Annotated in this window: 18 protein-coding genes; 3 read left to right on the plus strand and 15 right to left on the minus strand. The window is 65.6% G+C overall.

Annotated elements, in window-relative coordinates; all coding sequences use genetic code 11:
• The 3 genes from VH499_RS14630 to gor all read right to left on the minus strand — a co-directional run bounded on the left by VH499_RS14630 (position 1) and on the right by gor (position 4,125).
• Positions 1-1,149, minus strand: a complete 1,149-nt coding sequence (locus VH499_RS14630; protein WP_332053476.1) for a hypothetical protein — start codon at positions 1,147-1,149, stop codon at positions 1-3.
• Positions 1,150-1,194: 45 nt separating this feature from the next.
• A complete protein-coding gene (locus tag VH499_RS14635) occupies positions 1,195-2,631 on the minus strand; it encodes a class II 3-deoxy-7-phosphoheptulonate synthase (RefSeq protein WP_332053477.1) in 1,437 nt (478 codons plus the stop codon).
• A 105-nt stretch (positions 2,632-2,736) separates the two neighbouring features.
• Positions 2,737-4,125: a glutathione-disulfide reductase gene (gene gor / locus VH499_RS14640; protein ID WP_332053478.1), complete on the minus strand. Its 1,389-nt coding sequence runs from the start codon at positions 4,123-4,125 to the stop codon at positions 2,737-2,739.
• 137 nt (positions 4,126-4,262) lie between these two features.
• Here gor and VH499_RS14645 point away from each other — a divergent pair, with 137 nt between their 5' ends.
• Positions 4,263-4,745, plus strand: coding sequence for an EF-hand domain-containing protein (locus VH499_RS14645; protein ID WP_332053479.1), 483 nt, complete (start codon positions 4,263-4,265; stop codon positions 4,743-4,745).
• Positions 4,746-4,816: 71 nt separating this feature from the next.
• Here VH499_RS14645 and VH499_RS14650 read toward each other — a convergent pair whose 3' ends face one another.
• From VH499_RS14650 to VH499_RS14695, 10 genes are all read right to left on the minus strand, one after another.
• Positions 4,817-6,037, minus strand: coding sequence for an ABC transporter substrate-binding protein (locus tag VH499_RS14650; RefSeq protein ID WP_332053480.1), 1,221 nt, complete (start codon positions 6,035-6,037; stop codon positions 4,817-4,819).
• Positions 6,038-6,166: 129 nt separating this feature from the next.
• Positions 6,167-6,391 carry a hypothetical protein gene (locus VH499_RS14655; protein WP_332053481.1) on the minus strand — a complete coding sequence of 75 codons (225 nt, stop codon included), beginning with the start codon at positions 6,389-6,391 and terminating at the stop codon, positions 6,167-6,169.
• Between the two features lie 76 nt (positions 6,392-6,467).
• Complete coding sequence (locus VH499_RS14660; protein WP_414709787.1) at positions 6,468-7,685, minus strand: ABC transporter substrate-binding protein; 1,218 nt, start codon at positions 7,683-7,685, stop codon at positions 6,468-6,470.
• 137 nt (positions 7,686-7,822) lie between these two features.
• Positions 7,823-9,043 carry an ABC transporter substrate-binding protein gene (locus tag VH499_RS14665; protein WP_332053482.1) on the minus strand — a complete coding sequence of 407 codons (1,221 nt, stop codon included), beginning with the start codon at positions 9,041-9,043 and terminating at the stop codon, positions 7,823-7,825.
• Between the two features lie 71 nt (positions 9,044-9,114).
• On the minus strand, positions 9,115-10,335 hold the full coding sequence (locus tag VH499_RS14670) for an ABC transporter substrate-binding protein (protein WP_332053483.1): 1,221 nt from the start codon (positions 10,333-10,335) through the stop codon (positions 9,115-9,117).
• 72 nt (positions 10,336-10,407) lie between these two features.
• On the minus strand, positions 10,408-11,631 hold the full coding sequence (locus tag VH499_RS14675) for an ABC transporter substrate-binding protein (RefSeq protein ID WP_332053484.1): 1,224 nt from the start codon (positions 11,629-11,631) through the stop codon (positions 10,408-10,410).
• A 65-nt stretch (positions 11,632-11,696) separates the two neighbouring features.
• Positions 11,697-12,698, minus strand: coding sequence for a branched-chain amino acid ABC transporter permease (locus VH499_RS14680; RefSeq protein ID WP_332053485.1), 1,002 nt, complete (start codon positions 12,696-12,698; stop codon positions 11,697-11,699).
• Between the two features lies 1 nt (position 12,699).
• Positions 12,700-13,605: a branched-chain amino acid ABC transporter permease gene (locus VH499_RS14685; RefSeq protein WP_332053486.1), complete on the minus strand. Its 906-nt coding sequence runs from the start codon at positions 13,603-13,605 to the stop codon at positions 12,700-12,702.
• Positions 13,606-13,624: 19 nt separating this feature from the next.
• On the minus strand, positions 13,625-14,338 hold the full coding sequence (locus VH499_RS14690; RefSeq protein WP_332053487.1) for an ABC transporter ATP-binding protein: 714 nt from the start codon (positions 14,336-14,338) through the stop codon (positions 13,625-13,627).
• On the minus strand, positions 14,338-15,126 hold the full coding sequence (locus tag VH499_RS14695; RefSeq protein ID WP_332053488.1) for an ABC transporter ATP-binding protein: 789 nt from the start codon (positions 15,124-15,126) through the stop codon (positions 14,338-14,340). Before VH499_RS14695 ends, VH499_RS14690 begins: the two co-directional genes overlap by 1 nt.
• Before the next feature lie 261 nt (positions 15,127-15,387).
• Between VH499_RS14695 and VH499_RS14700 the strand changes: the two genes are divergently transcribed.
• Positions 15,388-16,485, plus strand: coding sequence for an EF-hand domain-containing protein (locus tag VH499_RS14700; protein ID WP_332053489.1), 1,098 nt, complete (start codon positions 15,388-15,390; stop codon positions 16,483-16,485).
• A 33-nt stretch (positions 16,486-16,518) separates the two neighbouring features.
• Here VH499_RS14700 and glmS read toward each other — a convergent pair whose 3' ends face one another.
• On the minus strand, positions 16,519-18,342 hold the full coding sequence (gene glmS, locus VH499_RS14705; protein ID WP_332053490.1) for a glutamine--fructose-6-phosphate transaminase (isomerizing): 1,824 nt from the start codon (positions 18,340-18,342) through the stop codon (positions 16,519-16,521).
• A 25-nt stretch (positions 18,343-18,367) separates the two neighbouring features.
• Positions 18,368-19,726, minus strand: a complete 1,359-nt coding sequence (gene glmU, locus VH499_RS14710) for a bifunctional UDP-N-acetylglucosamine diphosphorylase/glucosamine-1-phosphate N-acetyltransferase GlmU (RefSeq protein ID WP_332053491.1) — start codon at positions 19,724-19,726, stop codon at positions 18,368-18,370.
• A 58-nt stretch (positions 19,727-19,784) separates the two neighbouring features.
• Here glmU and VH499_RS14715 point away from each other — a divergent pair, with 58 nt between their 5' ends.
• Positions 19,785-20,486, plus strand: a complete 702-nt coding sequence (locus VH499_RS14715) for an HAD-IA family hydrolase (RefSeq protein ID WP_332053492.1) — start codon at positions 19,785-19,787, stop codon at positions 20,484-20,486.
• Positions 20,487-20,508 lie beyond the last annotated feature (22 nt).

A 20,508-nucleotide genomic window follows, 5' to 3' on the forward strand; every position in this document is an offset into this window, starting at 1 on the left:
CTACAGTGCGCGGCTCGCGTTGCCGTCGCGAGTGCGATGGAGGAACTCGCGGCCGATCTTCACCCGCTTCCGGCCGTCATATTCGACGATGTCCGCCGTGGCGTAGGTTTCGGTCCAGTTGGACGGCAGGAACGAGCCTGTTCCGACCACGTCGATCGGCGCCTTGGCCTCGGCCATGATCCGGCACTTGGCCGGTCCGAAGCCCGACGAGGCCACGATCTTCACCGCCTTGAAGCCCGCCTTGTCGAGCGCGTCGCGCAGATGGAAGATCGCCGCCGCCGAGACGCCGGTGCCGACGAGATAGCGAAGCTCCTCCTCGCTGCGATAGCCGCGAATCGATTCCGGAGAGAAGCGCTCCAGCACGGCGTAGGAGGTGGCGGGATCGAGGCCCTCGACATAGCGGCCACCCGTCGTGTCGAGCCGGAACGACAGCATGCCCTTGGCGGCGAGCTCGGGAAAACGCCGGCACACGTCGAGCGAATCGGAAACCTCGCGGGCGAAATAGTCGACCAGCACCGTCATCGGATCGTCGGGAAAGGTCTGGTGGAACATCTCGGCCGCGCGCACGGTCGAGCCGGCATAACCGATCAGGGCATGCGGCATGGTGCCGAGGCCCTCGTTGCGCCCGAAGAAATGCGCGGTGGCGTGCGTGGCGTTGCCGATGAAGCCGATCGCGCCGACCTTGCGCTTGGCGCGCGCCGAGCCGACCGAGGCCGCGTAGGCCATCATCTCGGCCATCTCGTGCCCCGCGCAATGCCGTGCGTCCATCGCCAGGAAGGCCGCCTTCGGCATGTCGGCGCACATCGTCCAGGCGTTGTAGGCGGCGACGCAGGCCGGCCCCAGCTTCTGCAGGAAGATCGTCTCGAGATCGACCAGATGGAAGAACGAACCGGTGATGTAGATCATGGGCTCGCCGGCGCCGACCCACTTGCCCTCGCCGTAGCGAGGATCGATCTCGACCTCGGCCTTGCGGCGTTCGACCGTCTCCTCGAGCCAGTCGAGTGCGAGACGCGGCGCGAACACCACCGGCCGGCGCATGAAGATGGCGTAGGTCACGCGGCTGTCGCCGAACTTGCCGATCACCTGCTTCGTGCGATTGAAGTAGTGATCGGTGTAACGCTCGATCTCGCCGTTGCTCGGGTGCGTCATCGGCCCTCCCCGGCCCTGGGCTGCTGTTCGCTGCGAGGCCGGCCGTCAGATCGCCGGCCGCGCGCGGTGGACCTGCAGGCGCTCGGCCTTGAGCTGCTCGGCCAGCAGGAAGGCGAGCTCCAGCGCCTGGCTGGCGTTGAGCCTGGGATCGCACTGCGTCTCGTAGCGCTCGACCAGATTGTCGACCTTGATGTCGACCGCGCCGCCGATGCACTCCGTGACTTCCTGGCCAGTCATCTCGAAATGGACGCCGCCCGGATGCGTGCCCTCGGCGCGGTGCGCGGCGAAGAACTCCTTCACCTCGCGCAGGATGGCGTCGAAGTGGCGGGTCTTCTTGCCGTTGGCCGCGGTGACCGTGTTGCCGTGCATCGGATCGCACGACCACACGACGGAGTGGCCGGCGCGCTTCACCGCGCGCAGGAGCGGCGGCAGCTTCGCCGCGACATTGTCGGCGCCCATGCGCACGATGATCACGATGCGACCGGGCTCGTTGGCCGGATTGAGCGACTCGACCAGGCGCAACGTATCGTCGACCGACAGCGACGGCCCCGCCTTGAAGCCGAGCGGATTGCGAACGCCGCGCAGGAACTCGACATGCGCCCCGTCGGGCTGGCGGGTGCGGTCGCCGATCCACAGCAGATGGGCCGAGCAGTCGTACCAGTCGCCCGACGTCGAATCGACGCGGGTCAGCGCCTCCTCGTAGTGCAGCAGCAGCGCCTCGTGGCTGGTGAAGAAGTCGGTCTCGGCGATCTGCGGCGTCGTTGCCGAGGTGAGGCCGCAGGCGGCCATGAAGTTCAGTGTCTCGTCGAGCCGCGCCGCCAGGTCCTGGTAGCGGTCCGAGGCGGGGGAATTGCGGACGAAATCGAGGTTCCAGCGATTCACCTCGTGCAGGTCGGCATAGCCGCCCTGTGCGAAGGCGCGCAGCAGGTTGAGAGTCGCCGCCGACTGGTTGTAGGCCTGCACCATGCGCTCGGGATCGGGCCTGCGCGCCTCGGCGGTGAACTCGAAGCCGTTGACGTTGTCGCCGCGGTAGGACGGCAGCTCGACGCCGCCCACTTTCTCGGTGTTGGACGAACGCGGCTTGGCGAACTGACCGGCCATGCGGCCGACCTTCACCACCGGCACGCCGGCGCCGTAGGTCAGGACGACCGCCATTTGCAGGAGCACCCGGAAGGTGTCGCGAATGTTGTTGGCGGAGAAGTCGATGAAGCTCTCGGCGCAGTCACCGCCCTGCAGCAGGAAGGCTTCGCCCGCCGCGACCTTGGCGAGCGCCGTCTTGAGCTTGCGCGCCTCGCCGGCAAAAACCAGCGGCGGATAACGGCGCAGCCGCGCCTCGGCGCCGGCAAGGGCGTCGGCTTCCGGATAAACCGGCATCTGCTGCGCCGGCCGGCCGCGCCAGCTCGTCGGCGTCCAGTCGGCGGCGCTGGAACTGCGGGACTGCGCTTTTCCGGCCGTCGCGGACGGTCCCTGAATCGCGGTCATTTGCTCCTCCTGCTGCCGAGGCCGAAGGACGGTCCTTCGGGGTCGGTGAACCTATACATGGCGTGGATAAAAGGCCAGATGGCGTCCGGTGAGCCGGCGGGCGCCCTATTCCGCCGCCGCCTGCCGCGGCGCGGGCTCGGCGCGGGCCGAGCGCATGGTGACGAATTCCTCGCCGGCTGTCGGATGGATGCCGACAGTGGCATCGAACTGCGCCTTGGTGGCGCCCGCCTTCACAGCGACCGCGAGGCCCTGGATCAACTCGGCGGCGTCGTCGCCCACCATGTGTACGCCGACGACCTTGTCGGTCGCGGCCTCGACGATCAGCTTCATGAACGTCCGCTGCTGGCGGCCCGACACCGTGTATTTCATCGGCCGGAACGCGGCGGTAAAGACCCGCAGCTCGCCCAGCGTGCGCGTCGCTTCCTCCTCGGTCAGTCCGACAGTGGCGAGCTCGGGCTGGCAGAAGACGGCCGACGGCACGTTGCGGTGATCGGGCTTGCGCGGCTTCTTGCCGAATACGCTGTCGGCGAAGCAGTGGCCTTCCATGATCGCGACCGGCGTGAGGTTGATGCGGTCGGTGACGTCGCCCACCGCCCAGATGTTCTCGGCCGTGCTCCTCGACCATTCATCGACCGCGACGGCGCCGGCCTTGTCGAGCTGAACGCCGGCTTTCTCGAGGCCGATGCCCGCGGTGTTGGCGACGCGGCCGGTGGCGTACATCACCAGATCGGTCTCGAACATGCCGCCGCTCTGCGTATGCAGCCGGAACGGCGGCTTGCCTTCCGTCGCCTCGATACGGGCAATCTGGGTTTCTGTCCGCATCCTGATGCCGCCCTGGGCCAACGCCTCGTGAACGACGGTCCGGCACTCCTCGTCGAACCCGCGCAGCACCCGATCGCGCCGCAGCACCAGATCGACCTCGCAGCCGAGGCCGTTGAAGATGCCGGCGAACTCCACGGCGATGTAGCCGCCGCCTATGATGGCGATCCGCCGGGGAAGCGGATCGGGAAGATGGAAAGCCTCGTTCGAGGTGATCGCGAACTGGTGCCCCGGAACGGGCGGGATCTCGGGCCGCCCGCCGGTGGCGACGAGGATCTTGTCGGTGGTGAACGTCTCGCCGCCGACCTCGACCGTATGCCGGTCGAGCAGTCGGCCGCGCCCCATCTGGAGCCTGACGCCCGCGCTCTCGAGCAGGCGCACATAGGTGCCGTTCAGCCGGTCAACTTCCTTCTGCACGTTGTCGCGCAACGTCGCCCAGGAGTGCGTGACCGGGCCCGTCGACCAGCCATAGGCGGGTGCATCCTCGAACTCGTGGGCAAATTTCGAGCCATAGACCAGGAGCTTCTTAGGCACGCAGCCGCGGATCACACAGGTGCCGCCGACACGATAGTCCTCGCAGATGCCGACACGCGCGCCATGGCCGGCCGCGATGCGCGATGCGCGCACGCCGCCCGAGCCGGCACCGATGACAAAGAGGTCGTAGTCGTACGCCATGGCAACGAACCCCGAGAACAAAACCACAACACGGCCATAATTCGGTCGCGCCTCAGACTATATCGGCCCTTAAAGGCGCGGGTAAGGGAACCGGCGCGTGTTTTTCCGGTTTCTGATACAACTTCAGGATGCCACCAATGACCAGACTTGTCTTCCTCGCTGCCGCTCTCCTGTTCACTGCGCCAGCCCTCGCCGCGCCCGACAACCAGTCCGCATCGGCCCCGGCCAAGCCGACCCATGCCAACCGGGGCCTCATGCGTTACGACGCCAACGGCGACGGCGTTGTCGACCGCAGCGAATGGAACGCGGGCCAGGAGGCCCGGTTCAAGCAGCTCGATACCGACGGCGACGGCAAGCTGAGCCAGGACGAGTTGTTCGCGCGCACTCCGGCGTCGGGCGGCAATGTCGTGCCCAACGATCGCCAGGTCCAGCGTCAGACGTCCTATTTCCGGAGGCTCGACAGCGACAAGGACGGCTTCATCTCCAGGGAGGAGTTCCTGGCCCAGTCGGGCCGCAACTTCGCCCGCTGCGACCTCAACAAGGACGACCGCATCGACACCGCCGAGTGCCGACAGGCGTTGCGGCGCAAGCCCGGCCAGCCGGCCAGGGCCGATCGCTGACGCGGCAAAAAGGCCGCCGTCGGCGGCGGCCTTTCTTGCTTCGGCTCCCGAGCCGGTGCTGCGCGCCCGAATCAGCTGCTCTCTTCCTCGCGGATGTTGCCGAACAGTTGCCATGTCTTGCCCTCGAAGCGGGCGAGCTGGACGGCCTGGATCGGATAGAAGTCGGTCGGGCTGGTGCTGACGGTGATGCCCGGCAGCAGCAGCGGCACGCGATACTTGTGGAAGCCCGCGGCCTGCTTCATCACGTTGGCGCGCGTGAGCTCGTCGCCGCAGCGTCGCAAGGTCTCGTGCATCAACGTTGCCACCGAGAACGCGTAGACGTAGGACCCGTCCGACTGGTTGGCGCCCGCCATCTGCTTGGTCATGAAATCACGCCACGTCTTCATCTCGGCGTCGCCGTCCCACTGCTTGTCGGTCGGATCCTTGAGATAGGCGGCGGTGATGATGCCCTGGCAGTTGTCGAAGCCGGCCGGCTGCATCGTGCTGCCGACCGACGCCGACACGTTGTTGAGATACTGGATCGGCTTCCAGCCCAGCGCGGCGGCCTTGCGGATTGCCTGGGCGGCGAACTTCGGGATCGAGATGTTGAAGAAGACGTTAGCGCCCGAGCCGTGCAGCTCGATGATCTGCGAGTCGACGGTCGGGTCGGTGGTCTCGTAGGTCACGTGCTTGACGACCTTGTCCGCCTCCTTGCCGAGACCGGCCTGGAAGCCCGCCCAGTAGTCCTTGCCATAGTCGTCATTCTGCATCAGGACTCCGATCTTGGGATCCTTGACGTTGGCCAAGATGTGCTTGGCGTAGATCACGGCCTCGGTGCGGTAGTCGGGCTGATAGCCCATGGTCCACGGGAAGTGCTTGGGGTCGCCCCACTTGGAGGCGCCGGTCGCGACATAGAGCTGCGGCACCTTCTTCTGGTTCATGTACTTGTGGATCGCCGTGTTGGTCGGCGTGCCGAGCGTGTTGAACAGGCAAAGCACCCTGTCCTCCTCGACCAGCTTGCGCGTCACCTCAACCGACTTCGGCGGCGAGTAGCCGTCGTCGTAGGTGATGAAGTCGATCTTGCGCCCGTTGATGCCGCCCTGCTCGTTGACCATCTTCCAGTACGCCTGATGCGCCTGTCCGATCACACCGTAGGACGAGGCCGGCCCGCTGTAGGGGCAGAAGTGGCCGATCTTGATCTCACTGTCGCTGGCGCCCTCGTCGTACTTCTTCTCGGCCCACGCCGCCCGGGCGGCTGGCAGGAGAAGAGCGGCGGAGACGCCACCGAGAAAACCGCGCCTGTTCGTACGCATAAGTCCTCCATCGCGTTCGGCTCCCCGGTCATCGAACCGTCTGGCGGAAAAGCGGCATTGTCGTGACGTAGCGCGAGGCAAAAGGCCGCCGGAACCCGGCGGCCCTCGCTCTCTTCCCGCGGAGCCCGATCAGCTGCTTTCGGCGTGCATAACCTCGCCGAAGAGGTCCCACGACTCTCCCTTGAAGCGCGACAGCTGGACCGCCTGCAGGGGGTAGTAGTCGGCCGTGCCGGTGTTCACCGTGATTGCGGGCAGCACCAGCGGCAACTGCAGACCGTGGAAGCCGGCGGCCTGCTTCATGACGTTCTCGCGCACGAGGTCGTCGCCGCATTTGAAAAGCCTCGTCGGTCGCACAGTGCCACAACGCAAAAGGCCGCCGGAAACCGGCGGCCTCTCTCGCTCCCGCGCTTCAAGCGTCAGGCGTCAGGCGTCAGGCGCTCTCGGCCGACATGACTTCGCCGAACAGCTCCCAGCTCTCGCCCTTGAAGGCCTCGAGCTGGACCGACTGGATCGGAAAGAAGTCGGTCGGGCTGGTGTTGATGGTGATGCCCGGCAGCAGGCCCGGCACCCGGAACTTCTGGAAGTTGGCGGCCTGCTTCATGACGTTCTCGCGCGTCAGCGTGTCGCCGCACTTCTTCAGCGTCTCGTGCATCAGGTAGGACACCGTGTAGGCATAGACGTAGTTGCCATCGCCCTGGTTGGCGCCCGGCATGTACTTGGTCATGAACTCGCGCCACACCTTCAGCTCGGCATCGTCGGCCCAGCGCTTGTCGGTCGGGTCCTTGAGATAGGCCGCGGTGATGATGCCCTGCGCATTGTCGAAGCCGGCCGGCTTGAGCACGGCAGCGACCGAGGCCGAGACGTTGGTCATGTACTGCGCCGGCTTCCAGCCGATGTCGGCCGCCTTGCGGATCGCCTGTGCCGCGAACTTCGGCGTCGCGACGTTCAGGAAGACGTTGGCGCCGGTATCCTTGAGCTGGATGATCTGGCTGTCGACCGTCGGGTCCGTGACCTCGTAGGTGACGAGCTTCACGATCTTGCCCGCATCGCCGCCGAGGCCCTTCTTGAAGCCGTCGACATAGTCTTTGCCGAAGTCGTCGTTCTGCATCAGGACGGCGATCTTCGCGTCCTTGACGTTGGCCATGATGTGCTTGGCGTAGATCTGGCCTTCGGTGTTGTAGTCGGGCTGGTAGCCCATGGTCCACGGGAAGTGCTTGGGATCGCCCCACTTCGACGCACCGGTCGCCACATAGAGCTGCGGTACCTTCTTCTGGTTCATGTACTTGTGGATCGCGGTGTTCGACGGCGTGCCGAGCGTGTTGAACAGGCAGAGCACCTTGTCCTGCTCGACCAGCCGGCGCACGACCTCCACGGTCTTCGGCGGGCTGTAGCCGTCGTCGTAGGTGACGAAGTTGACCTTGCGGCCGTTGATGCCGCCCTGGTCGTTGACCATCTTCCAGTAGGCCTCGATGCCCTTGCCGATCACGCCGTAGGCGGAGGCGGGCCCGCTATAGGGACCGGCATGACCGAGCTTGATCTCGGTATCGGTCGCCCCGTCGTCGTACTTCTTTTCCGCGAACGCCAGCCTGGAGCCGGACAACAAAGCGGCGGCCGAAACGCCGATGAACGTACGCCTGTTCGTCCTCACTTACTTCACCCTCCCAATTGCCAAAAGGTGCGGACTTTTCCTCCGAAATGCCGCGCGAGGGAAGCGACAAAAGAAAGGGCCGTCGAAGTTTCGACGGCCCTTTCCTCGCCTTTTCGGTCTGCGTTTCGAGAGGCGGTCTAGCTGCTCTCGGCGTGCATGATCTCGCCGAACCGATCCCACGTCTCGCCCTTGAAGCGGGCGAGCTGGACCGCCTGGATGGGATAGAAATCGGTCGCACTGGTATTGACCGTGATACCGGGCAGCATCAGCGGTACGCGGAATTTCTTGAAGGAAGCGGCCTGCTTCATCAGGTTCTCCCGGGTCAGCGTGTCGCCACATCGCTTCAATGTCTCGTGCATCAGGGTGCTGACCGCGTAGCCGTAGATATGGTTGGCGTCGGCCTTGTTGGCGCCCGGCATGTTCTTGTCCATCCAGGCCCGCCACGCCTTCATCTCGGCGTCGTCATCCCATTGCTTGTCGGTGGCGTCCTTCAGATAGGCGGCCGTCAGGATGCCCTGGCTGTTCTCAAAGCCGGCCGGCTTCATGACCGCCGCGACCGAGACCGAGACGTTCACCAGGTAGTGCGCCGGCTTCCAGCCGATGTCGGCCGCCTTGCGGATGGCCTGGGCGGCCTGCTTCGGCGCCGAGATGTTGAAGAAGACGTTGGCACCGGAGTCCTTGAGCTGGATGATCTGGCTGTCAACGGTCGGGTCGGTCACTTCGTAGGTGACCTGCTTGATGATGCGGCTGGTCTCCTTGCCCAGTCCCTCCTGAAGACCGCCGAGATAGTCGCGGCCGAAGTCGTCGTTCTGCATCAGCACGGCGATCTTCGCGTCCTTGACGTTGGCCAGGATGTGCTTGGCGTAGATCACGGCCTCGGTGTGGTAGTCGGGCTGGAACCCCATGGTCCACGGGAAGTGCTTGGGGTCGCCCCATTTCGAGGCGCCCGTCGCCACGTAGAGCTGAGGCACCTTCTTCTGGTTCATGTACTTGTGGATCGCCGTGTTGCACGGCGTGCCGAGCGACTGGAACAGCGCGAAGATCTTCTCCTGCTCGACCATCTGGCGCACCACCTCGACCGTCTTGGGCGGCGAGTAGCCGTCGTCCATGGTGATGAAGTTCACCTTGCGGCCGTTGATGCCGCCGGCCTCGTTCACGCTCTTCCAGTAGGCATCGATCGTCTTGCCGATCGCGCCGTAGGACGAGGCCGGACCGCTGTACGGGTTGGTGTTGCCGATCTTGATCTCGCTGTCGGTGGCCCCCTCGTCGTACTTCTTCTGCCCGAACGCCGCCGTCGTACCCGAGACGATGGCCGCCGCGGATACGCCGCCGATAAACGTACGCCTGCTTGTCTTCACTCCTGCCTCCTTTGAAAACCAGAGGCTGCCAAGCACCGGCAGCCTCCCTCCTCGACCTCGATCCCCCGGGATCAGGTGCTCTCCGCCGACATGACGTCGCCGAACAGTTCCCATGTCTTGCCCTTGAAACGCTGGAGCTGAACCGCCTGGACCGGATAGAAGTCGGTCGGGCTCGTGCTGACCGTGATGCCGGGCAGCAAGCCGGGGACGCGGAATTTCCGGAAGTCGGCGGCCTGCTTCATCAGGTTTGCGCGGGTGAGCATGTCGCCGCATCTCTTCAGCGTCTCGGTCATCAGAAACGCCACCGAATAGGCATAGACATAGTTGACCTCGCCGAGGTTGCCGCCCGGCATGTACTTCGCCATCCAGGCATGCCACGCCTTCATCTCGGCGTCGTTGTCCCACTGCTTGTCGGTCGGATCCTTGAGCCAGGCCGCGGTGATCACGCCCTGCACGTTGTCGAAGCCGGCCGGCTCCATGGTGCTCGCCACCTGCGCCGAGACATTGACGAGATAGATCCGCGGCTTCCAGCCGAGGTCGGCCGCCTTGCGCATCGCCTGGGCCGCGAATTTGGGGATGCCGTTCACGAAGAAGACGTCGGCGCCCGAGCTCTTGAGCTGGATGACCTGGGAATCGACCGTCGGGTCGGTCACCTCGTAGCTGGCGAGCTTGACGATCCTGTCGACGTCCTTGCCGAGGCCCTTCTTGAAGCCGTCGACATAGTCCTTGCCGGCGTCGTCGTTCTGCATCAGGACGGCGATCCTGGCGTCCTTGACGTTGGCCAGGATGTGCTTGGCGTAGATCTGGGCCTCGGTGTTGTAGTCGGGCTGGTAGCCCATGGTCCACGGAAAGTGCTGCGGGTCGCCCCATTTCGAGGCGCCGGTCGCCACGTAGAGCTGCGGCACCTTCTTCTGGTTGAGATACTTGTGGACCGCCGTGTTGGTCGGCGTGCCGAGCAGGTTGAAGATGCAGAACACCTTGTCCTGCTCGACGAGCTGGCGCACGCATTCCACGGTCTTGGGCGGGCTGTAGCCGTCGTCGAGGGTGATGAAGTCGATCTTGCGGCCGTTTATGCCGCCCTGGTCGTTGACCATCTTCCAGTAGGCCTGCAGCCCCTTGCCGATCACGCCGTAGGACGAGGCCGGACCGCTGTACGGGTTGGTGTGGCCGAGCTTGATCGTGCTGTCGCTCGCGCCCTCGTCATATTGCTTCTGCCCGTACGCGACGCGGGCGGTCGACAGCAAGGTCGCAGCCGACATGCCGCCGACGAAGCTACGCCTGTTGCTGTTCATGCCCGCCTTCTCCTTCTGCGAGAGGCCGCCAGGCTGCCGGCGGCCTCCGCTCTCGTTCCGATGCCGCGCGGATCAGGTGCTCTCCGCATGCATGATGTCGCCGAACTGATCCCACGAATCCTTGTTGAAACGGGCCAGCCGTATCGCCTGGATCGGATAGAAATCGGTCGCGCTGGTGCTGACCGTGATACCCGGCAGCAGCAGCGGAATGCGGAACTTCTGGAAGCTCGCCGCCTGCTTCATCAGGTTGGCGTGCGTCAGGTTATCGCCGCAATTCTTGAGCGTCTGCTCCATCAGATACGACACCGAGTAGGCGTAGACGTAGCTGGCATCCGCGGTGTTCGCACCCGGCATGTTCTTGGCCATGAAATCCTGCCAGGTCTTCATGTCGGCGTTCGAGTTCCATTGATGGTCGGTCGGATCCATCAGGTACTGGCTGCTGATGATGCCCTGACAATTGTCGAAGCCGGCCGGCTTCATCGTGGCGGCGACCGATGCCGACACGTTGTTCAGATATTGAGTCGGCTTCCAGCCGATGTCGGCGGCCTTGCGGATCGCCTGGGCGGCGAACTTCGGAATCGAGATGTTGAAGAAGACGGTGGCGCCGGCATCCTTGAGCTGGATGACCTGGCTGTCGACGGTCGGATCGGTCGTCTCATACGTCACGTGCTTGACGATCTGGCCGACGTCCTTGCCGAGGCCCTTCTTGAAGCCCTCGTAGTAGTCCTTGCCATAGTCGTCGTTCTGCATCAGCACGCCGATCTTGGCCCCCTTGACGTTGGCCAGGATGTGCTTGGCGTAGATCACCGCCTCGGTCTGGTAGTCGGGCTGGTAGCCCATGGTCCACGGGAAGTGCTGCGGGTCGCCCCACTTCGAGGCGCCGGTCGCGACGTAGAGCTGCGGCACCTTCTTCTGGTTCATGTACTTGTGGATCGCGGTGTTGCACGGCGTGCCGAGCGTGTTGAAGGTGCACAGCACCTTGTCCTCCTCGACGAGCTTGCGCACCATCTCGACGGTCTTCGGCGGGCTGTAGCCGTCGTCGTAGGTGATGAAGTTGACCTTGCGGCCGTTGATGCCGCCGCGGTCGTTGACGGCCTTCCAGTAGGCCTGGTGGAGCTTGCCGATGACCCCGTAGGACGAGGCCGGCCCGCTGTAGGGATTGGTGTGACCGATCTTGATCTCTGTGTCGCTTGCACCGTCGTCGTACTTCTTCTGCGCGGACGCTACTCGGGTACCGGAAACGATCGCCGCGGCCGAGACGCCGGCCACGAACGTACGTCTGTTCGTCTTGTACATGTAGGCCTCCTAGTTTTCTTACTCCATGAACTACCCTCACGCTGTTTGCTGTAAACCGGCGACCGTCAGCCGCGGCGCAGCCGCCGCATCGCCATGAAAAGCCCGCCGGCGATGCCCATGGGCATCAGGTACATCAGCACGATCAGCAGGATACCAAAGACGGTATAGGCCGACAGATCGAACTGCAGCCCGAGGTCGTTCTTGACGAAGGTCGAGAGCGCCTGGGCCGAATTGTCGACCAGAACGTAGAAGATACCGCCGATCACCGAGCCTGTCAGCGAGCCGACCCCGCCGACGACCAGGCCGATCAGGAATTTGATCGACAGGAAGAAGCCGAAACTGTCGGGCGCCACGAAGGCGATGGCCGAGGCCGACAGCGCGCCGGCGATGCCGGTGTAGGCCGCACTGATGCCGAAGGTTACTGTCTTGTAGAGCGCGGTGTCGATGCCCATCGTGTCGGCGGCGATCTTGTAGTCGCGGATCGCCATCATTGCCCGGCCGCTGCGGCTTTTCAGGATGTTGGCCGCCGCCCAGTAGAGGATCAGCATCACGATCAGGCAGTAGTAGTAGAGCCACTGGTCCTCGGTCAGCGGCAGGCCGAACGGCACCTCGGGCTTGAGCAGGACGATGCCCTGCACGCCGCCGGTCAGGTCCTCGAGCCACTTGTATTTCAGGATCTGCGGTACCGACAGCGCCAGCGCGAAGGTGGCGAGCGCCAGATAATGGCCTTCGAGCCTCAGCGCCGGCAGGCCGAACAGGTAGCCGACCACGAAGGACAGGATCGCCGCCGCCGGCACCGTCAGGTAGTAGGGACAGTCGAGCTTGTCCATCAGGATGGCGGCGGTATAGGCGCCGACCGCATAGAAGGCGCTGTGCCCGAGCGAGATCTGGCCGTTGAAGCCGGTGAGCAGATTGAGCCCCAGCACCGCGATCGAGGCGATGATCATCGTGCTGACGAGGAACAGGCGATAGTTCGACACCAGGTCCGGCATCACCGGATGGAGCAGCGGAATCAGGATCGCGAGCGCGACCAGGACCGCCAACCACTTCCTCGGGAACGGCGGCATGTCAGACCCTCTTCACGACCACGCGGCCGAACAGGCCGGCGGGTTTCAGGGTGAGCACGAAGATGACGATGATCAGCGCCACCGTGAGCTTCTCTCCGTTGCCGATGATGTACACGCCCGTCAGCTTCTCGATCTGGTTGCCGGTGTAGGCGACCATGTTCTCCAGCACCCCGACGATAAAGCCGCCGAGCACCGCGCCGCCGGGATTGCCGATGCCGCCGATCAGGGCGCTGGCGAAGGCGTAGAGCAGGATGCCGCCCATCATGTTCGGGTCGAGATAGACGATGTGCGCCACCATGATGCCGGCGACGGCGCCGACCGCGGCCGCGAGCCCCCAGCCCAGCGCCAGCATCCAGTCGACGCGCACGCCGACCAGCCGTGCCATCTGCGGGTTCTGCGCCGCCGCGCGCATGGCAAGCCCGAGCGGCGTGAAGCGGAAGAACACGAACAGCAGGCTGAGCACGATCAGGGTGACCAGCACCACGCCGAGCTGGTGCGCGCCGATGACCCCGCCGATGCCGAAGCTGCTCTTGGGGAAGGGCGAAGGATATTCCTTGATCAGGTAGCTCCAGATCGCGCCCGCCATCGAGTTGCAGATCGCGAGCAGCCCGATGAAGACCACCACGACCGACAGGACCGGCGCGTTGTGAAGCGGTCTCAGGATGACCCTTTCGATCAGCAGCCCCAGGACGAAGGAGATCAGGACCGCACCGACGAACGCGACCCAGAAATTCAGGCCCCACTGCATCAGCTGCCAGCTGATATAAGTGCTGAACATCGCCATCTCGCCCTGGGCGAAATTGAGGTGATCGGTCGAGACGTAGATCATGACCAGCGCCAACGCCACGCAGGCGTAGATGGCGCCGTTGGCGAGGCCGGAGGCGAGCTGTTCGAGGAACTGTTCCATCGCTAAGGGTCTCCGTACCTTAGTAACCGAGGTAGGATTTGCGGATGTTCTCGTCGTCCTTGATGACCGACGAGGGGCCGGACATCACGACCCGCCCGGTTTCGAGGACGTAGGCGTGCGAGGCGAGATCGAGCGCGAGGGCGGCGTTCTGCTCCACGAGCAGGATGCTCACCTTCTCCTCTTCGTTGATGCGCTTCAGGATGCGGAAGATCTCCACCACGATCAAAGGCGCGAGGCCGAACGACGGCTCGTCGAGCAGCATCAGCCGCGGCTTCAGCATCAGGGCGCGGGCAATGGCGAGCATCTGCTGCTCGCCGCCGGACAGCGTGCCGGCCTGCTGCTGGACCCGTTCCTTGAGCCGCGGAAAATAGCTGAAGACCCGATCGAGCTCGGCCTTCACCTCGCTCTTGTCCTTGCGCGTGTAGGCGGCGATGCGCAGATTCTCGTCGACCGTGAGCGAGGTGAAGGTGCCGCGTCCCTCCGGCACGTGCGCGATCCTGAGGCGCACGATCTCCTCGGTCGGCCTGCCGCGGATGTCATGGCCGTCGAAGCGGATCGCCCCGTCGGTCCGCACCATGTTGCAGATGGCGCGAAGGGTCGTCGTCTTGCCGGCGCCGTTGGCCCCCAGCAAGGTCGTGATCCCGCCGGTCGGGATGTCGAAATTCACGTCGTACAGCGACTGGGTCGGCCCGTAGAACGCCTTGAGCGCCTTCACTTCCAGCAGCGACGCCATCATGAAGTCCCCAGGTAGGCGCGGATCACTTCCGGATCGCGCTGCACTTCCGCCGGCGACCCGTCGGCGATCTTCTTGCCGAAGTCGATCGCCACGACCTTGTCGGAGACCGACATGACCAGGCTCATGTGATGCTCGACCAGCAGCACGGTCACGTTCTGGGTGTCGCGGACCCGCTTGATCTGGCCCTTGAGCACTTCGATCTCGTCGTGATTGAGACCGGCGGCCGGCTCGTCGAGCAGCAGCAGCTTGGGGCTCGACGCCAGCGCCCGCGCGAGCTCGACGCGCTTGCGGATCGGGAAGGGCAATGGTCCGGCAATTGCGTTGGTGAAGGGCGTCAGGTCCATGAACTCGATCAGCTCGCGCGCGCGCCCTTCGATGCGCCGTTCCTCGCCCTGGACCTTGGGCAGGCGCAGGGCGTTGTCGAAGAAGCTGGTCGAGCTCACGCTGTGGCAGCCGACCTTCACGTTGTCGAGCACGGTCATGCGGTCGAACAGGGCGACGTTCTGGAAGGTGCGTCCGATGCCGATGTGCGGGATGTCGTGGCGCGGCCGGTCGAGAATCGATTTGCCCTCGAACAGCACGTCGCCGCCGTTCGGCGTGTAGAGCCGGCTGAGGCAGTTGAAGAGCGTGGTCTTGCCGGCGCCGTTGGGACCGATCAGGCCCGCGATCTGCCCCTTGAATACGTCGAACGTGACGCCGTCGAGTGCCACGATACCGCCGAAGCGGACCGAAACATCGCGCACGCTCAAGAGTGCGGAGCCGTTGGAAGAAGACGGTTCTGCCATGTTGTACAGTGGTTCCGCGGGCGCGCATTCAACATGCCCACGACGCGGAATTACCCTTTCCTCCCAAGTACTTGCGGCCCTTCTCCGAAGCCTGCAGAGCGGCCACGATGGCCCATCCCGCCGACCGAAGCAACTCAAATGGCGCTGAGTCATGCTTTTGGCGCGATTGCGTCGCAGGAAGGTGTTGCAGCGCGGACGTTGACACCGGTCGCGTTGCCGCCGATACGGATTTCCCCTTCAAGACTTGCCGGCTCACCGCCTATGAAACGTGCCTTTTGTCTGATCCTCGTTGCCGCTGCCGTCGCGACGGTACCGGCCGCCGCCCAGACGCCCGCTCCGGCCCAGCCGGCAACGCCGAAGACGACCCCGGCACCTCCTGCAGCACCCGCCGCTCCTGCTCACGCCGCTCCCGCCGCTCCCGCCCCCGCAACGTCGCCCGCCAGCCCTGCGCCGCAGAGCAGCAGCAATGCGCCGGTTCCGCTTCCCTCCTGGTTCCACGAGATCGACACGGCGAACAAGGGCGAGGTGACGCGCGCGGAATTCCTGAAGTACCGGATGAAGACGTTCGAGCAGCTCGACACCAACAAGGACGGCAAGCTGTCACTGGAGGAATTCCTCAAGGTCGCCGAACCGCCCTTCTCGCATGACGGACAGGGCGTGCCGTCGCTGGAGGAGCGGCGCACGCGGGCGCGCGCGGAGTTCCAGAATCTCGACACCAACCGCGACGGTTTCGTCGAGCGCGCCGAGGCCGAGGCTGTCGTCCAGGCGGAGTTCAACCAGTACGACACCGATCGCGACAACAAGGTGACGGAGCCGGAGCTCAGGCTGATCATCCAGCAGGCGATGCAGCGCGCCGCCGCGCAGCGCCAGCAGGCCGAGGCGCAGCGCCGCCAGGGCCTGGTCGCGATCAACGACTTCATCGACATGCAACTGCGCGAAGCCGACCATCTCGACAAGAACGGCGACGGCAAGGTGACGCGCGACGAGTTCATCGCCGTGGTGGCCGGCCCGCCCGACGGCCCGCAAGCGAAGGGGCTGCCGCCCTTCGAGTTGCGCAAGCAGATCGCCCTGCACAAGTTCGCGGAGATCGACACCAACAAGGACGGCATGCTCGATCGCGTCGAGCTGACCGCGCACGCGGTCGAGCAGTTCATCCAGCTCGACCTCAACAAGGATCACTTCCTGAACGAGGAAGAATTCAAGAAGGCCCAGGCGGCCGAAGGCGCCAAGCTGCGCGCGCTCGTCCAGACGCTCGCTCCGGCGCAGCCGCCCCGGCCGGCGCCCGCGCCCGCCCCCGCGCAGCCCAAGCCTGCGCCGCCGCCGGGCCTGGCGCCCGGGCTTCCCCAGGGCACGCGCTAGACTGGCGGCAGCGCAAACCGCGCCGGCCGCGCCCTATTCGACGGTCACGCTCTTGGCGAGATTGCGCGGCTGATCGACGTCGGTGCCCTTGGCCACCGCCGTGTAATACGCGAGAAGCTGGGCCGGCACCGTGTAGAGGATCGGCGCCACCACGGGGTCGACGGTCGGCAGGGTGATGGTGGCGATGGCCTGCCCGCCCAGGCGCGCCGCGCCGGCGGCGTCGGTCATCAGCACCAGCTTGCCGCCGCGCGCCTTCACCTGCTCGAAGTTGGAGGCGATCTTGTCGAAGATCGCGTCGCTCGGCGCCACCACGACGACCGGCACCAGCTCGTCGATCAGCGCGATCGGCCCGTGCTTCATCTCGCCACCGGCGTAGCCCTCGGCGTGGATGTACGAGATCTCCTTCAGCTTCAGCGCCCCTTCGAGCGCCACCGGGAAGGACGCGCCGCGGCCCATGTAGAGCACGTCGCGCGCCTCGGCGAGGATGTTCTCGGCGATGTGGCGGTACTGCTCCTCCATGTTCAGCGCTTCGTTGATGTGCGCCGGCAATTCGATCAGGGCATGCGCCAGGCGCGCTTCGTCGGCCCCGGCGAGCGTGCCGCGTGCCCGCCCGGCGGCGATGGCGGCCGTCAGCAGGACCGTGAGCTGGGTGGTGAAGGCCTTGGTCGAGGCGACGCCGATCTCGGGCCCGGCGAGCGTCGGCAGCACGACGTGCGATTCACGCGCGATGGCGCTTTCGGGCACGTTCACGACCGACAGGATGGTCTGCTTCTGCGCCTTGGCGTAGCGCAGCGCCGCCAGCGTATCGACGGTCTCGCCCGATTGGGAGACGGCGATGCAGACGCCGCCTTCGGGCAAGGGCGGCTCGCGGTAACGCAGCTCGGAGGCGACTTCGACCTCGACCGGCAGGCGCGCGAGCTTCTCGAACCAGTATTTCGCCACCTGGCAGGCAAAGCAGGCGGTGCCGCAGGCGGTCATGGTGAGCCGGCTCACCCTGCTCCAGTCGAACGGCAGGGCAGGGAGCGTCACCGAGCGCGTCGCCGGATCGAGATAGGTCTGCAGGGTATCGCCGACCACCGCCGGCTGCTCGTAGATCTCCTTGATCATGAAGTGACGATGATTGCCCTTGCCGATCATCGCGCCCGAGATCCCGCTCTGGCGGATCTCGCGCTTCACCTCGGTACGGCCCTGGTAAACGTTGCAGCCGTTCGCGGTCAGCACGACCCAGTCGTCGTCCTCGAGATAACTCACGCGTCGGGTGAAGGGCGCAAGAGCGAGCGCATCCGTGCCGACATACATCTCGCCGTCGCCATGGCCGACGGCAAGCGAGCTGCCGCGGCGGGCGCCCATCAGGATGTCGTGACGGCCGCTGAACAGCGCCACCAGCGCGAACGCGCCGCGCAGCCGTTCCATCGCCTTGCCCATCGCCTCTTCCGGCGAGACCTGGCGCTCGAGCATCGAGGTCAGCAGTTGCGCCACCACCTCGGTGTCGGTGTCGCTCTCGAAGCGACGGCCCTCGGCGAGCAGCTCGTCCTTGAGTTCCTGGAAGTTCTCGATGATGCCGTTGTGCACGATCGCGACGCGATCGGTGGCGATCGGATGGGCATTGCGCTCGCTGGGCTTGCCGTGGGTCGCCCAGCGCGTGTGGCCGATGCCGATCGTTCCCGGCAATGGCTCCCGCGCAAGCCGCTCCTCGAGCCTGACGAGCTTGCCCTCGGCGCGGCGGCGGTCGATGTGGCCGTTCACCAGCGTGGCGACGCCGGCCGAATCGTAGCCGCGATATTCCAGCCGCTTCAGCGCATCGACCAGCAGCGGAGTGACGGGCGCCTTGCCGATGATTCCGATGATGCCGCACATGGAGGACCGTCCGGACGGAGTGTCGCTATTTCTGCCGTGTCCGCTTGGCCGCCGCCGCGCGGGCCTTCAGTTTCGCACGAAGCGGAGCGGCGCGCCCTTTCTTTGTCGCCTGCCGTGCGCGTCCGAGCGCCAATGCGCCGGGTGGTACATCTTCGGTGATAACACTTCCGGCAGCGACGTTGGCGCCCTTGCCGACGCGCACCGGAGCGACCAGCGAGCTGTTGGAGCCGATGAACGCCTCGGCGCCGATCACCGTCCGGTACTTGCCATAGCCGTCGTAGTTCACCGCGATCGTCCCCGCGCCGATATTGCTGGCGCCGCCGATATCGGAATCGCCGAGATAGGCGAGATGGTTGGCCTTGGCGCCCCGCCCCATCTTGGTCGCCTTGAGCTCGACGAAATTGCCGATGTGCACGTTGTCCGCCACGTCGGAACCCGGACGGATGCGGGCGAAAGGACCGACCCTGGCGCCCTTGCCGATGCGCACGCCTTCGAGGTCGCAAAAGGACTTGATCTCGGCATGGGACGCGATCGTGACGCCCCGGCCCAGGCGAACGTAGGGCTCGATGGTGACGTCGGCCGCAAGGCGCGTGTCGGCCGACAGCCACACGGTCTCGGGATCGACCAGCGTGACGCCGGCGTCCATCGCCGCCGCACGCAGACGCTGTTGCAGCGCGCGCTCGGCCAGCGCGAGCTCGGCGCGCGAGTTCACTCCCTGGAACTCCGCCTCCTCGCCCGCGACGGCGATGGCATGGTGCCCGGCCGCGCGGGCGATGGCTGCGGCATCGGTGAGGTAGAACTCGCCCTTCGCGTTGTCGTTGCCGATGGCGCCCAGCAACGCTGCCAGGAGCGCGCCGTCGAGGCACATCACGCCGGAATTGCAGAAGTCGATCTTCTTCTCGATCTCGTCGGCGTCCCTGCTCTCGACGATCCTTTCGAGCTTGCCGTCCTGCACGATCAGGCGGCCATAGGGAGACGGATCGTGCGCCCTGAAGCCCAGCACGCCGACGGCGGCCTTGTCGCGGCGGCAGGCATCGACCAGCTTGCGCAGCGTCGCTGTCGTGATCAGCGGCGCGTCGGCATAGACGACCAGGACCGGCCCGTCATGGCCTTTCAGCATCGCGAGGGCCGCCTTGACCGCATCCCCGGTGCCGAGCGGCCGCCGCTGCACCACCGTCGGATGAGGCGCGAAGGCGGCAGCCACCTCCTTGGCGTCGGGCCCGACCACACCCACCACCCGCGCCGGCCTCAGGCGCGTCACGTTCTCGAGCACATGGCGCAGCATCGGCCAGCCGGCCAGCGGATGGAGCACCTTCGGCCGGGCGGATTTCATGCGTGTGCCGGCGCCGGCCGCCAGGACCACTACCGCAACGGGTGACTTCATGTCGGGTCGATGCCACGGGGCTGGCGGTCCTGCAAGATGGATGTGCTAAGGAGGGTGCATGCAAGCTTCCGCCGACGCCCTCATCACCACTCGCTTCGACACCGTGATCTACGACCTCGACGGCACCCTGATCGACAGCGCCAGGGACATGCAGCTCGCGGTGAGCCGCGTGCTGGCCGGTCACGGCCTGCCGCCGGTCAGCGAGGACGACGTGCGCGTCTTCATGGGCCAGGGCAGCAAGGTCACCATGGCCAAGGCCTTCGCCAGCCACGGCAAGATGCTGGACGACGCCGCGCTGAGCGCCGTCACCCGCGAGTTCGTCCGCTACTACGAGGCCGACCCGGTCGGGCACACCGTCGCCTTCGACGGCGTGGCGGAGGTCGTTGCCCGCTTCGACCGGCTCGGCCTGAAGCAGGGCGTCTGCACCAACAAGTTCGAGACGCCGTCGCGCATGATCCTCGAGCACCTGAAGCTGATGCCGCCGATCGCGGGCCTCGCCGGGGCCGACACCTTTCCCGTCCGCAAGCCCGATCCGCGGCATATCCTGATGCTGATCGAGCGCATGGGCGGCGACCCCGGGCGCGCCGTCATGATCGGCGATTCGATCCACGACGTGGAGGCCGCCCACGGCGCCGGCCTGCCGGCCGTGCTGGTGAGCTGGGGCTACACCGTGCGACCAGCAAGCGAACTGGGGGCCGAGGCGGTGATCGAGCGGTTCGACGCCCTGCCCGAGGCGATGAGCCGGATCGCCGCCCGTTGACGGGCTGGCTTGCAGGCCCTAT

The sequence above is a fragment of the Reyranella sp. genome (assembly GCF_036558665.1).
GTDB lineage: Bacteria > Pseudomonadota > Alphaproteobacteria > Reyranellales > Reyranellaceae > Reyranella.